This window comes from Haladaptatus ordinarius (assembly GCF_054177595.1).
In genome coordinates, this window is the sequence record NZ_JBPEHH010000015.1 from 1 (window position 1) to 14099 (window position 14099).

Genomic DNA, 14099 nt, shown 5'->3' on the forward strand with positions numbered 1-14099 from the left:
GGTAGCCTCATTACGCACCAATCCGGACAGCGGCTGAATCAGGCGACTGATTCAGTCGCCTCATTCTGACTACTACGTGTCAGCAACTGGTCTCTTGAGCCAGAGTGGACAACTAGCGACACTCAAGGAGAACGGCTACGGCGTCGGCCAACTCAAGTGGAAGCCCCCACGCGAGTTCCACAGTTTCACGTACAGTCAGTCTGGCTTCAAGCTCGACAAGAAGGGCGGTCAGACTGTCCTGTCCCTCTCGAAACTCGCGGACATACCGATACGGCTCCACCGAGACATTCCCGACGACGCTGACCTGAAGCAAGTCACGGTCAAGAAAGAACCGACGGGCGAGTGGTTCGCTACTTTCGGCGTGGAGGTTGACCGCGAACCACCAGAGAAACCCGACGAGTTGACCGAGACGGTCGGCATCGACGTGGGCATCCTGAAGTACGCTCACGACACCGATGGTCACGCAGTCGAGTCTCTCGACCTTTCGGATGAACGAGAGCGATTAGAACGCGAGCAACGCAAGCTCTCGCGGGAACAGCACGGGTCGAACAACTGGGAGAAGCAACGGCGACGAGTCGCAGAGTGTCACGCAGACCTCCGACGCAAGCGCCGTGACTTCTTGCACAAACTCTCGAACTACTACGCCAGAGAGTACGACCTTGTGGCCGTCGAAGACTTGAACGTCTCAGGAATGAGGGAAAGTCCGTCGGACAGCCGTAACACTGCCTCCGCCGCGTGGCGAACATTCCTTTCGTTGCTTGAATACAAGTGCGAACGAGCAGGAACGCACTTCGTGGCGGTCAACCCGCGAGGGACGACCAAGGAGTGCGCGGCGTGCGGTGTCTCAACGGATAAGCCGCTATGGGTCCGTGAACATTCCTGTCCGTCCTGCGGATTCACCGCCGACAGGGATTGGAACGCGGCGTGGAACATTCTTTCTCGCGGTGCGAAACACGTAGGAGAGGGACGCCCCGAATCAACGCCTGTGGAGACTGCGCTCCCGACGGGAACCACTACGGTTCCTGCACAGCGCGTCGTTGAAGCAGGAAGCCCCACCCTCACGGAGCGAACCGCGTCAGCGGTGAGCGAGTAGGGTGGGGTAGTTCACGCCTGCACTCGGTCATCAGTCGTGAACTCGGCTCGCTGAACTGCCCGTTTGAGGAGGGCGATGTCGCGCCGAATCGCTCGCCACTCCGTGAGGTCATCCCAGCGCTCGTGTACTGTCTCATGCTCCTCGCCCGCATCGTCGGGAGTGACCACAGCGTCCGGGTCAGGAACGCCATACTCCGCTTGATAGGCTTGGTCGTCCTCGATGAGGTCGTCGATTCGCGCGCGAAGATCGCTCGGACTATGCTCACGAGCCAGTTGTTCCACGCGTTTCCAGCGGAAGTACGAGGGGTTGCGCTGGTAGGTCACTGGTCGCGTGTCGGTTCGCTCGGCGATCCCCATCTCCGTCAGCTGTCCGAGGGCTTGCCGCGCACCGTTCTCAGAGCAGTCGGCCCACTCGGCAAATTGGTGTGCAGACGCTGGATCGTACGTTCCGACGAGGATATCATAGACCCGCTGGAACGTTGTCCGATCAGCCTGCCACTGCTCACGTGTGTTTGCCACAGGCGTCCCATCCTCGGTCATGACTGTCTATTCGGCGGCAAAGCGCATATATCTTACTCTAAGCACTCATATGTGAGCCAAGTACATCGATTTGTCAATATCAGGAGAGTAGGCCATCTGTCACTCGGTGGTGTCTCAGCACTGTGTCTTCGACCACTTCCAGCTCGAGCTGAGGGAGGCTGGTCAGTTTCTGAGATATCTCTCGTCAGAACGATTATCGGTAAGATAGACGTATTACGTGCGTATGTCTGAAGCGACCACCCGAGGACAACGTCGACGACGAAATCGTGACGGTGAATTTCAAAATCACACAGTCGTTTCTCGACGAGATAGACAGCACGTGGCAGGGACGTGGCTTCAACAATCGCAGTGAGTTCATTCGGTATACCCTGCGCGACGCGACTGAGTTCCCGACGTTCGACCGCGACGAACTCGTCGCGCTCCTCAAAGCGGAGGAAGACAGCCGCGAAGGGCGAACTATGAGCGCAGAGGAGGCACGCGACCAGTTCGGCACTGACGAAGATGAGTGACGATGCATGGACGTGGGAACTCGCAGCAAAAGCACAGAGCGATTTCTGACTGTCGTAACCGGCTGTATTCCCCCTCCAGAAGCGCTCAAACTTTGCGCTGTTCGAGGGGGCAACAGAGTAATGACATCACACCCATCCGGAGAACTCACCTAACTGTCGAGGGGGACAAAGACGGAGAAAATGATTTACAGGCGCGTCTGCAACTACCAATCATGGGTAGCTATGCGAGAGCGCCGAGTTGGAGTGAAGAGCCAGTTGATGAGCGCGACGAGTCAGAAATACAACTCGGGGATTTGCTTTCCGGTCGGTTAGCAGATGTTGATATTGACTCCGTTGAGGCGGTGCGCGACGAACGAAAACGAGAATGAAGCTCTTTGTCGATACGAACGTCTTCATCGCTAGCTTGACTGACGAACCGACCCGAGGCGAAATTGCAACACAGTTGCTCAACGAAGATCACGACTTCTGTACGTCGATTATAAATCTCATGGAAATCCGATCCGTGATGACGAAGAAGAAGCACGTTGAGCAAGAACGAGTCGAAGACGTACTATCGGACATCTACAACAGCATCGATATCTACGCACCCGAAATCAGCGACCAAATCACGGCATATGAACTACAGCGAGAGAATCTTCTGTATACAATGGATTGTATTCTGCTCGCCTTAGCGAACGATGTCGACGCGGCGCTAGTGACCTTCGACGGAGAACTTCTTGATCACGGTGGAACCACGCCAGAAGAGTTGGTTGAGTAACGTACTTCGTGGGCGAATCGAGGAGTCACTCGCTGGTGCGACGAATGAGGCGTTGTATACGCGCCCACAGCGAGTCCGATTCTGATCCTCGTCCCGATTCCTTCCCACTGATCGGCACTTGGTTTGCATTCGATTGCTGGACAGTAGATGCCTCCCGAAGCTCACAATACATCGCTTCAAGTTCGTCGATACGGTCATTCTTCTGAGCGAGAGAAGACTCAAGTTCCTCAATACGCTCCTTAAGGAGCCGGTTCTTCTCAACGAGATACGCCTTCTGTTGCCCCCCAGTTGTGGACGGCTCGGCCATCGAAGAACTCCTTGCTCCATCACGTGCTGCTACATCCGTTTCGTCTGGATCGTAAAACTCCGAAGTGGTCGCAATCGCTCGCTCGATGGTTTTCTCACCATACGTCGATCCGTCCGCGTAGTGGATGTCGTCCCACTTCTCACGGAGCAAGCCAGACTGCCGGAACAATTGATCCATCCACGTTGCGTCGCCACCCGTCCAAAACGCCAGCAAACAACACAGTGCCATGTCGGCTTCTGACTGACTGTCGTAACCGGCTGTGTTCCCCTGCCAGAGGCGCTCGAACTTTGCGCCATTCGAAGCGTTCCGTGCTTTCTTCAGTAGCTCGTCGTTGTCGAGATCAACCGTCGGTTCAGACGCTTCGTCGTCAGCAGCACCGCGACAGTCTGCCTTGGACGCTGTGTCGGGCTCTGTCTCCTGGACGTACTCGCGGCGAATCGCTGCAAGTGCATCCTGCCCACGAGCAACGTGCGTGGGAGTGACGTCGACATGGTCGCCGGTGACAGTGAAGAATCGAGCGGTATCGTACAGTTCGACGCTGCCCCGTCGGTTCCGCCCCTCTGGAAGTTCTCCTTTGATGAGCACATGGTAGCCGGTTCCAGACGGCGAAATCTCCGTATAGGAGTCGAGGCGCTCGATGATGTCCTGTGCGGTATCGTCGATGTCGCCAGTCTCGGGATCGCGACAGTCGTCAAGGTCGACACCGACAACCGGGTCGTCTTCGGTGAAGACGAAGCCCACACCGGCGGCCTTGCCAGCCTCGACGTAGTCGCGTGCCGCCTCGAACGTAGCCCAGGTGTCTGGATCCGTCGCTGACGCGAACGACCCCGTCCCGGGCCGGGTGTTACTGGTATCTTCGGTTCCTACCGATACTATGCGAGTAGTTCACACGAGCCAACGGGAGTAGGTCACTCATTTCTGACTGAGGTCACGAACGGTCAACACTGGTTTCGTCGCTCGTTGAACCACTTTCTCAGCAACACTCCCCATCACGAATCGATCAAGTCCCGTCCGACCATGTGTTCCAACCACGATGCAATCGATATCGTGATCATCCGCGTACGAAAGGATTTGTTCTGCCGGTCGTCCACGGAGAAGTTCACTGATGGAATTGACATCCGCCCTGTTCATTCGAGAATCGACGTCGCTACAAATTTGCTTTCCGTCCGATTCCATGAGTGCGACCAGTGAGCCAGTACGAGCGATGCGTGAATCGACGACATACACAATGTGAACAAGAGCATCGAAGTCACGAGCAAATCGTTCACACGTATCGATAGCACGTTGTGAGCCCTGCGTTCCATCAACAGCTAATAGGATGGATTTGTAGTCCGTAGAGAGCTTCTCCTTCGACGCTCGAACCGTCAGGACAGGAGCTCGTGAGAGGCGTGTTACTTTTCGAGCCGTGCTTCCGAGGAAATACGATTCGATATCCCCACGTTCCCCGGTTCCCATGGCGATAAAATCAATGTCATGGGCTTCGGCATAGTCCAGTATTGCTTGAAACGGGGGCCCTCGTTCGACCGTCTCTCTTACGTCTAAACCATAGTCGCGGGCTTGGATAGCGATGTCCTCTGTCACCTCTTTACCCTTCGCCTCAAGTCGACTCACCAGCGGCTCAAGACTGAATTCTGCACTCTCACCACCATTTGGTGGAATATCGACGACATAGAGTGCGTGAATTGTGGCATCAGTCTTTTCAGCGATCCGAAGCCCGTGTTCGATTGCCGGCGTGGTCGCCTCTTTTCCATCCGTTGGAATCAATATCGAGTTAAACATTTCCGTCACCACTACGGTGTCACCTGCTACTGACTTCAATCGATTTCTCGATGTGCTGACGGAGCGTCGATACAACAATTACTTTCCAGAATGGATTTTGGCGAGGGACGATGGAGGATTGGAATAGACATTTATCACTTTCTACTGTACTGCTCTTTCGAGCAGCACGTGAGCCACGCATTGCGGTGTTGTGGGGGGATGAATGTTAGTTCCAATTCAAACAGGTGTCCGAATTCCACCGGTCACCATCAGTATGATCGTCGTGCTGGCGATCATCCTCGTTGCGCTCGTACTCTTTGTCATCGAATTATTCCCCGTCGATGTGACGGCGCTTATCGTTCTCGTTCTCCTCATGGTACTCGGCCCATGGACGGAGGTTTCACCGACGGATGGTCTCTCAGGATTCTCGAACGAAGCCACGATTACGGTACTCGCAATGCTTATCCTGAGCGAGAGTATCCGTCGAACCGGGGCGGTACAACTGCTCGGTCAACGAGTAACGACTTTCGTCGGCGACAGCGAATTTAAGCAGGTATTCGCAACAGTCGGAATCGCAGGATCAGTGTCTGGATTTATCACCGATACGGCAGTCGTTGCACTCCTTGTTCCATTTGCATCCGACCTTGCTCATCGAGGGAACACATCCCCGTCGAAACTGATGATTCCCCTCTCGTACGCGGCCATGCTCGGCGGTACTCTCACACTCATCGGTACTTCGACAAACCTGTTAGCAAGCGGACTCGCACAACAACTCCTCGGTCGATCACTAGGTATTTTCCAGTTCACGCCGGTTGGTATCGTCGTCCTCATAATTGGAGCACTGTATCTCATCTTCGTTGCACCTCGATTACTTCCAGAACGGGTGCGACCACGTGAGACGCTCCTCGAAGAGTACGAAGCTGGTGACGGGTACATCGCAGAACTCGTCGTTTCTGAATCGTCGCCACTCGTTGAGGTTCCGATTACTGATATCGCTTCAAAAGCAAAATTCAGTGGTAGTGTGATGGAAATTCAACGGGGCGGGGCCGCTCTTTCCCCATCCTCCACGGAATCGGTACTCCCCAACGATATACTACTCATTAGCTCGAATCGAGACGAACTTACGTCACTTATCGAAACGAAAGAGTTGCGGCCCTTACTGACGACAGCCCGCGAACCGGAGGTTATTGAGGGACAAGAACAGCTGCTCATCGAGGTCGTCGTTCCAACTGGGTCAACCCTTATCGGTGAAACCATTGGAACGAGTACCATACTCGATCGATACGATGCAGCACTCGTCGGTCTTCGACGAACCGAGGCTCGATTACCGAGAATACACGAAAATGAATTTTCCGTCGGTGATCTTCTCCTCCTCCAACTACCAGCTGACGAACTCGAACGAGTAGCTAGCACCCGAGATTTCATCGTTGCACGCGAAGTACCACACGAAGATTTCCGGTATGAGAAAATACCCATTGCCATCGCCATTCTCGCGGGCGTCATCGGGTTGGTAGCACTCGGAATTCTCGAAATTCAGGTTGCTGCTCTGTTGGGTGTCGTAGCGATGATTCTTTCTGGGACACTTGCACCAACCGAACTCTATGAGGGAGTAGATTGGACAGTGTTCTTCTTGCTTGCCGGTGTTATCCCACTCGGCGTAGCGATGGAAAATACCGGAACAGCCGCGTTCCTTGGTGCAATCGCTGCTACGTCATCACAGTACTTCCCGACGGTCGTTGTTCTTGGACTGTTCTACTTTGTGACTGCTATCTTGACTAATATCATCAGTAATAACGCAAGTGTCGCGCTTATGGTTCCGGTCGCTATCAACGCGGCACAACAAATCGGAGCGAACCCACTCGCTTTCCTCCTTGCAGTGATGTTTGCCGCAAGTGCTGGATTCATCAGTCCTGTTGGTTACCAGACCAACCTCTTTGTATACGGTCCTGGAGGCTACCGGTTTACAGACTACTTCCGTGCTGGCATCCTTCTCCAGCTCCTTTTAGCAATCGTTACCCCCATCACCATCGCGGTCTACTTTGGTCTGTGAGGGGTTCAATCAGCATCGATGTCGGCTGAAACGGTGTAGCGGTGATGATGCTGACAGGCAACAGTCAGCGGCGCCAATGCGGTACCACAGCGAGCCTCTCGGACGACGGATCTCCCTGAGGATGGGAAGTTGCTTCCGTGGTGTAGGTGATGTTTCGATGCATTCGAGATCAACACTGGGTTCCATCGCGAGTGGTACCGGAGTACGACATCCGGGGTGCCATGAGTGACCCAGGCAGTTAAATGGAGAGAAACGGGGATTATGGTTTTTCACCAACGTCTCAAGACCCTCGATCTCGTTCGATATCTTACGATCCACGGTGTCGGGAGACAGAGCCGCCAAAATGGATGGGGAAGCTCACATCGGCAAACCCACGATTTTCGTTCAGGCTTGGATTCCTCCTGATGGGATTTTTCCCGAGTGATCTCCTCACGTCCGCCGCCGTCGGTTCATATCTCGCGGCGCAAGGGGCACCTTGGATAGATGCCCTCCCGTTTATCGGAGTTACGCTCTTCATTCTGGCGATCCCATCACTGATTTTGCTCGCATTTGGTGACCAGGGGGAGGCATTCCTGCCGAAAGTGCGTGGCTGGATGGAAACAAATTCCTGGATCATCAACGAGATTGTCCTCCTGTTTTTCATCGCGATCACGATTAACAACCTCATGGGGTGATCGAAGAAACCTACCTCGACGGTCGCGATCTTGAACGCTCACGTTGAGTGACGAGCCGTTAAAGAACCAAACGGATACCGACGGGTACTATTCTGGCGGTATCTCCAATAATGAGTATCACCGATAGCTACTGGCCACCGTCGGTGGCTTCGCCACCCTTCGTCTCCTCATCACGGCTGTCAGCCGTCTCCTGAACCGTCGTTGGGCCGATCTCGGTATCAGTGATTGATTCCTCGCCTCGAAGCTGTGGGACAGCGACTTGAAGGAACTGGACGACAATGACCATCACCAGCGGGCCGAGGAAGATGCCGTACCAGCCGAACAGGCTCGGGCCGAGCAGATAAGCAAACATGACGAGCGAGAGGTGGAACATCTTTCCCGAGAGGTACGGTCGAATGTAGGTTCGAACGACGTTGTCGAACGCTATCGCCATGAACAGGAAGAAGACGAGGGGATACCAGATGGACGTCGGGTCACGTTGGATCGCCCCGACTGCGAGAATCGCAGCGATAGCGAGGTAGATGATGGATCGACCGACGATTGGGACGAGCGTGAAGATGCCCGTGATGACCGCCAGCAGTATCGTCGCGGGAATGAGGAGATTTCCCGGTGCGAAGAGATTGAACACGTTGTAGATGATGGCGGTCAGGATCATAATGGCAAAAATGGTCAGCGTGTACCCGAAATACACGGAATTCAGTCCCTCATCGACCGCTTCGAGATAGCTGATGGACAGCGCGTCATCTCCCAAAAGAAACTTTCTCCCCCATCGTGCGAGACGCCGATCCTCACTCAGCAGGAAGAACGCGAACAACACCGAGAGAAACATCATGGAGAGACTGGCCGCAGTACCCCCAACGATAGCCTGCACATCGGCGATCACCGATTGCACTGATGGATCTTGGAGTGTTGTCGTTGCTGCGGTGACCAACTGATCGGGATCGTTCGGTATCGTCCCGACGGCGACCGGTGACTGTTCGAGGAATCGTGCCGCCATGTCAGAGTCCGCGAAGGCGGCGAGTTGTCCGATCGCAACGGCGAGAAACACGCCCAAGAAAATCACGACTGGCACGACGATGAGGAGCAATGAGACGACGGGAGAGAAGCCCCCGAGTCGGGATCGAAGCCGTCGATTGATTGGGCGAGCAACGTAATAAATGAACAATCCGAGGACGACCCATGGTAGAAACGTGAACACGACGGCGGCAATGATGCCAAACACTATCAGACCAGCAATCCACCACTTTAGATCTGGTCGCACGATACGGATTCGCGTCGCTTCCGGATTCTCCCCTTCCCCCACCATATGCTCCCATACACCATCGAGCGAGTTAGCGTTGTCGTTGGAAATGGATATATCGTCTTAGTATGAGAGGATTATCGCAAGTAGGGTGGCGGTACAGGGCCTGTATTCAGGAAACGAAGATTCAGATATTATGTCAGTAATCATTCAGTAGTCGATATTTCTAACTTCTGCTGACGGCTGCGTAGGATGTAAGTGTATATCTTTGTGAAGTACCTCGGGGTCATGCCTCGAGGAACTCGCCTTGATTATCTGTAGATAAGGAATCTAGCCTGCATTAAGGCGCAGAACGTCCCGACTAGTCGCTCCAAGAGCTCTGCTGCCGCTGGTGCCACCGCACCGGTCTCCGGATCACGAATGTCGTCGAAATCAAGGAGGCCGACGTGTGGCTCGTCGGGGACGTCGTCGGCAGGGTCGACGTGGTCGTACTTTTCGTCGTCGTTCCGGTCGTCGCGGTCGGGGTTCGTAAGGTAGTATGCAAGCCCGAGATCGTCGTCGTGATCGACCCAGCCAGTGGCCTTGTCGAACTCGAACCAGGCCCGTGAATCCTTCGCACCGGCGAATGCGTAGCCTGCGCCGTGGTCGGAGTATCCCCAGGCAGGGTTACGGGGCACCTTTCGGTCGTCGTTGTACTGCCAGAGCAGCCAGCGAGCACCGTTCTCGACGAGATCCTTTGGATAGGTATTAGGGGCAACGCCCTGGAGATCGATTCCCGTATCCTGACCGTCCTGTACAGTGTCACTAGGTTCGGCTGTGGTCTCTGTCCCCGACGCTGTCGAAGTCGATTGCTCCTGAGACGAGTCCTCGGACGCTCCGTCGTCTTCTGCCGAGTCGTCCAGCTGGAGCTTCCTGAAATGGTAGTCACAGAGTGCCCCGGGGCCGACCGAATGGACGGCCGATTGCGGACACCGAGGCATCGAGCAGCCGCGACCCGCTGAACTGTCGCGGCTCATACAACCACCTCCAGCTGGGTGGTATCGCCACTATGGGCCTTTATATACGCAGGATTTAACCAAGTTACAGCAAGCCTAGGCCGGGATTTGAACCCGGGCTCTCGTCCTTACCAAGGACGCGCTTTACCGCTAAGCTACCCAGGCACAGGCATTCGTTTGTACACGGGGAACCGTCTTTAGGCGTTTCGATTCGAGTCAGGGGTCGGTGGCAGACGACGGGGCCCCATCCGTCCAGTTCGTCCGACTGCTCGACAGTTTCACCAGCGTATCGACCGCGTCGTCCGAGAGTAACTCCGCCGATTCGCGCTCGGCGACCGATGCGGCGAGTTTCTCGGCGTACCGCCGAGTTCCGGTCGGAAAGTCACCACCGACGACCGTCGTACCGGCGACGATAGCGAGTTCGAACACGTCCGTTTCGAGTGCGTGTTCGCTCCGTCGTTCGGTCTGGTCGCGCCCGAACGATTTGACGGTCTGGACCGCGTTGTCGGCGGCCTCGGTTCGTGCGAGAAGGGAGAACCCGCGAGAGACCATCACGTCTGCCGCCAAGATGGCGAGATTGCTCTCGGTGTGCTCTGGCTCTGACTCCCACGGTTCGTCGAAGGCGAGCGTTCGCGTGAGCCGAAGGCCCTCGTAGATCAATTGGACGCCGGCAGCACGGCTCTCGATTTCGGACGCACTCGCACCCCCACCGACAGCTCGCGCACTCAGGAGCGCCAACACGCCCGGAACCATTCCCGACGACTCCAGCAGCTCACGGATGTGGTCGCGGAGCCGCGCTGGCGTGATATCGTCGATAGCCTCGCGCGCTGCCCCGCGCGCCCGGACGGCCTCTTCCATTGTCGGGGGGTTACGACGGAACTGCCAAAGACCTTTGGAAAGCGTCGCCAACAGGGTAGTATGATTCGCGTCACCGACGGGTCGGAAATCAGAACGATCACGCTCGACCGCCCCGAGTGCCGCAACGCGCTCACGCCGGATGACCTGGACGACCTCGCTCGTGCCGTTCGCGAGACTACTCGACCGGTCGTCTACCTGCAGGGCGAGGGAACGGCGTTCTGCGCCGGGGCTGACCTCGACGTCGTGTCGGACCTCGACCGGGAGTCGGCGCAAGCGTTCGCGGAACGCGGTCAGCGAGTGGCGAACGAGATAGAACGCGCCGAAAGCGTCGTCGTCGCCGGAATCGACGGGCCAGTACGGGGTGGCGGCGTCGAACTCGCACTGGCCTGTGACCTGCGCGTCGCCACGCCGACCGCGACGTTCGCCGAACCCGGCGTCCGCCTCGGCATCTTCGGCGCGTGGGGTGGAACCGCCCGACTCCCCGAAATCGTCGGACAGGGCGACGCACTCGACCTCGCGCTTTCCGGTCGGGTCGTCACCGCCGACGAAGCGCGAACGATGGGTCTCGTCTCGCGTGTCACAGAAACGCCGCGTTCGGTGGCCGAGGAGGTCGCTGCAAACGCTCCCGACGCGCTCCGAGTCGTGAAAACCAGGGTCCGTGACCGGTCTTCGATGGGGGTGCAGGCCGCACGCGAGGCGAGCGCGTTCGGCGACCTCGTGGCCGCGAACGGAGCGAACATCACAAGCAATCGAGAGTAGCGTCGTCCGAGAGGGAAAAACGGGTCGAGAGGTCGCGAAGTTCAAGGAGTCGTCTCGGTCGGCTCACAGCGGTTCGGGCGACGACGGGACAGCACGCTTGTGCGCACTTTGCTCCGACATCGCCGCGATTCGCTCGACGTCTGCTTCTGTCGCATCTTCGACCTGCCGAGCGGTCGCGGAGGCGGAAAACGGCCCGTCGACGTGGAGCGCCAGAATCGCGTCGAGCGTATTGTAGTCGATGCCAAGTTCCTCTTCGTCGGTCTGGTCCAGCCACAGCCCGGCAGTGGGTTCTTTTTCGACCAGTTCGTCCGGCACGCCGACGTGACCTGCGAGTTGGCGCACCTGCTGTTTGTAGAGGTTACCGATGGGATGGCAATCCACCGCGCCGTCGCCGTATTTCGTGAAGTAGCCGACCAGCGCCTCGCTTCGATTTCCGGTGCCGAGCACTATCGACCCCTCGTGGTTGGCGACGAGGTAATTCAGCACGGCTCGCGTGCGGGCGCGGGCGTTACCGACCGCCTTCTGGTCGCCTTCGGCTTCGGGATAGGTGTTCAGGAACTCGTCCACGATTGGGTTGATTTCGAACACGTCGTGGCTGATTTCCAGCTCCTGGGCGACCCACTCCGCATCGCTCATGTTGTCGTCTCGGCTCACTGCCCCCGGCAGGACGAGACCGTGAACGTTCTCTCTGCCCAGTGCCTCGACGGCGAGATGAACCGTCAGGGTGCTGTCGATGCCCCCCGAGAGCCCGAGCACTGCGGAATCGGTTCCCGCCTCACCGGCAGTCTCACGGATGAACGCGGTGATGTGTTCGCGCCGAGCGTCGAGTTCCGACTCCGAGAGTTCGAGGTCTACCATGCCTGGCTGTTTGGAGGGAGGTCACTAAAACCTCCTCGGCGGTGTTGGATTTGTGGACGAACGTGGAGAGCGCTATCTTGAAGTGCAGTCGGGATGAACGAAGTGACGAGCGCGCCGGTGGTGAGCAAATCCGGAGGATTTGCGAGCCTCGGGACGTGCAACGAAGTGAGTGATATGCGCCGGTGGTCTAGTGGTAGGACATGAGCTTCCCAAGCTCATAGCCCGGGTTCGACTCCCGGTCGGCGCAGTAGTGTTACACCGAATCCTGAGAGTTCGGTGGTAGGGTCGTTCCTGTATTCATCGATTCAGAGTTGATTCCATCAGTGTGTCCACATACTTGGATCGAGAATCGTCGTTCATCTCAGTAGTGACGAGAAATACTCCAAACGTTCTTAGGAACACGCCGAAACGACTACTCCATGGCGAGCGCATCGAACCACCTGACCGAGCCGCTCGTCCTCGTACATGCCAAACGACGACTCTTCCCGGACGACGACACGGAGAACACGTACGCGGTCGTCGATACGCAATTCGCCAGAAATCGATGGATTGCTGAAGAAGAAATCGCCGAAAACGTCAAAGACGCGCTCTCACCGTTCAACCACGTCCGAGTCGGATCCGGCTACCCCGATCTGGTCGGTGTTCGAAACCTCGAGACGGACCTCCTCGCTGTCGAACGGTTCGGTGAGGATCCGCCACTCATCGTCGTCGAGGCCAAGGGGTATACCGACCGGGCCACCGTCGACGTCGAACGAGGTATCGTTCAGGCGTACGACCGCCTCCACGAAGCGAACGCCGCGTACGTCGCAGCACCACGCACGTCGATTTCTCTGTCGAATCAGACGCTTGCGCGTGAACTGAACGTTGGCGTTCTCGGGGTGACTGACGACGGCACCGTCGAATCACTGGAAGTTCCCCGAGTCGTTGGAAACAGAACGACCGGTGAAGCGACTTCCATCCGGTTCCAGGCGACCGCCCAGGGAGTCGCGAACAAATCGTTCGGATTGAACCATCCAAAAAACTACCTGGCCTATCCGCTGGCCGTCTACCATCCCGACGACACGACAGCAGTGCTTCGAAGGTACGTCGTCAATGCAGTGGATGGTGCCCGGACCGGCGCTTCGTTTCTGAATCTCGTTTCCATCGATCCGGACCGTGAGCGATTGACACCGTTAGGTAGGGAGGTCGTCCGATTTGCTCACGGTGAATACGGGAGCGTCGATGCGGCACTTGCGACGTTCGACGACTGGAAACGTTCGCGAAAACGGTTCTGTGATCTCGCACCCAAGTGGGGATTCCTGACGCGACGTGTCGTGTACGCGTATCCAGCGACCGAACTCCTCGTCAGCGAACTCCAGAATTTACACGACGATGGAGAGCCAGCACCAACCCTTCCACAGTTCGTTCGTTATTTACATGCCCTGCATCCATCGTTTACGGTCGAACTGTTCTTCCGCGGAGACGAGGCGGTCCGAAAACGAGTTCTCACCAGCGATGGCGAGCTTCGAGCGGCCGAACTCGAAGATGGAAACGTCTACCATTCGCCGACCGTGTTTCAACTGAAGGCGATACTGTTTCATGCTGGAATCGTCACCCATCGTGGGAAAGAACCGTCGAATATCGACCCGACGGAGGATATCTGGGCGCTTCGAGAACGACTGTAGTACGTCCACTGCAAACGTCCGTTTCATTCTCCGTCCTC

The 14099-nt window shown here is 56.7% G+C and carries 12 protein-coding genes, 2 tRNA genes and 2 pseudogenes; 8 read left to right on the forward strand and 8 right to left on the reverse strand.

Annotated features, from left to right (window positions below; translation table 11 throughout):
• Nucleotides 1-112 precede the first annotated feature (112 nt).
• Nucleotides 113-1093: pseudogene (locus ACR3FF_RS07665) on the forward strand (RNA-guided endonuclease InsQ/TnpB family protein); the annotation flags it as partial.
• Between the two features lie 11 nt (nt 1094-1104).
• Here the strand turns inward: ACR3FF_RS07665 and ACR3FF_RS07670 are convergent.
• The gene (locus tag ACR3FF_RS07670) at nt 1105-1632 is read right to left on the reverse strand and encodes a DUF7342 family protein (RefSeq protein WP_458187404.1); all 528 of its coding nucleotides are present in this window, start codon (nt 1630-1632) and stop codon (nt 1105-1107) included.
• 272 nt (nt 1633-1904) lie between these two features.
• Between ACR3FF_RS07670 and ACR3FF_RS07675 the strand changes: the two genes are divergently transcribed.
• Nucleotides 1905-2141, forward strand: a complete 237-nt coding sequence (locus ACR3FF_RS07675) for a ribbon-helix-helix domain-containing protein (protein ID WP_458187405.1) — start codon at nt 1905-1907, stop codon at nt 2139-2141.
• Between the two features lie 364 nt (nt 2142-2505).
• Nucleotides 2506-2898 carry a type II toxin-antitoxin system VapC family toxin gene (locus tag ACR3FF_RS07680; protein ID WP_458187406.1) on the forward strand — a complete coding sequence of 131 codons (393 nt, stop codon included), beginning with the start codon at nt 2506-2508 and terminating at the stop codon, nt 2896-2898.
• Between the two features lie 25 nt (nt 2899-2923).
• Here the strand turns inward: ACR3FF_RS07680 and ACR3FF_RS07685 are convergent.
• A pseudogene (locus ACR3FF_RS07685) lies at nt 2924-4042 on the reverse strand (phage NrS-1 polymerase family protein); the annotation flags it as partial.
• A gap of 75 nt (nt 4043-4117) precedes the next feature.
• Nucleotides 4118-4996, reverse strand: a complete 879-nt coding sequence (locus ACR3FF_RS07690) for a universal stress protein (protein WP_458187407.1) — start codon at nt 4994-4996, stop codon at nt 4118-4120.
• Between the two features lie 241 nt (nt 4997-5237).
• Between ACR3FF_RS07690 and ACR3FF_RS07695 the strand changes: the two genes are divergently transcribed.
• Nucleotides 5238-7013 (forward strand): SLC13 family permease, encoded by a 1776-nt coding sequence (locus ACR3FF_RS07695; RefSeq protein ID WP_458187408.1) that lies wholly within the window; start codon nt 5238-5240, stop codon nt 7011-7013.
• A 242-nt stretch (nt 7014-7255) separates the two neighbouring features.
• Complete coding sequence (locus ACR3FF_RS07700; RefSeq protein WP_458187409.1) at nt 7256-7687, forward strand: GAP family protein; 432 nt, start codon at nt 7256-7258, stop codon at nt 7685-7687.
• A 127-nt stretch (nt 7688-7814) separates the two neighbouring features.
• Here the strand turns inward: ACR3FF_RS07700 and ACR3FF_RS07705 are convergent, their stop codons facing one another.
• The 4 genes from ACR3FF_RS07705 to ACR3FF_RS07720 form a co-directional block, all read right to left on the reverse strand.
• Complete coding sequence (locus ACR3FF_RS07705) at nt 7815-8993, reverse strand: AI-2E family transporter (protein WP_458187410.1); 1179 nt, start codon at nt 8991-8993, stop codon at nt 7815-7817.
• 245 nt (nt 8994-9238) lie between these two features.
• Nucleotides 9239-9943 carry a hypothetical protein gene (locus ACR3FF_RS07710; protein ID WP_458187411.1) on the reverse strand — a complete coding sequence of 235 codons (705 nt, stop codon included), beginning with the start codon at nt 9941-9943 and terminating at the stop codon, nt 9239-9241.
• 72 nt (nt 9944-10015) lie between these two features.
• A tRNA-Thr gene (locus tag ACR3FF_RS07715) sits at nt 10016-10087 on the reverse strand.
• Between the two features lie 51 nt (nt 10088-10138).
• The gene (locus ACR3FF_RS07720) at nt 10139-10780 is read right to left on the reverse strand and encodes a DUF7114 family protein (RefSeq protein WP_458187412.1); all 642 of its coding nucleotides are present in this window, start codon (nt 10778-10780) and stop codon (nt 10139-10141) included.
• A 60-nt stretch (nt 10781-10840) separates the two neighbouring features.
• On the opposite strand from ACR3FF_RS07720, the gene ACR3FF_RS07725 reads away from it, so the two are divergent.
• On the forward strand, nt 10841-11539 hold the full coding sequence (locus tag ACR3FF_RS07725; RefSeq protein WP_458187413.1) for an enoyl-CoA hydratase/isomerase family protein: 699 nt from the start codon (nt 10841-10843) through the stop codon (nt 11537-11539).
• A gap of 63 nt (nt 11540-11602) precedes the next feature.
• Here the strand turns inward: ACR3FF_RS07725 and ACR3FF_RS07730 are convergent, their stop codons facing one another.
• Nucleotides 11603-12397 (reverse strand): NAD+ synthase, encoded by a 795-nt coding sequence (locus ACR3FF_RS07730; protein WP_458187414.1) that lies wholly within the window; start codon nt 12395-12397, stop codon nt 11603-11605.
• A 176-nt stretch (nt 12398-12573) separates the two neighbouring features.
• Here ACR3FF_RS07730 and ACR3FF_RS07735 point away from each other — a divergent pair.
• Together ACR3FF_RS07735 and ACR3FF_RS07740 are read left to right on the forward strand one after the other, a co-directional pair.
• Nucleotides 12574-12644, forward strand: a tRNA-Gly gene (locus ACR3FF_RS07735).
• A 172-nt stretch (nt 12645-12816) separates the two neighbouring features.
• Complete coding sequence (locus tag ACR3FF_RS07740) at nt 12817-14061, forward strand: hypothetical protein (protein ID WP_458187415.1); 1245 nt, start codon at nt 12817-12819, stop codon at nt 14059-14061.
• Nucleotides 14062-14099 lie beyond the last annotated feature (38 nt).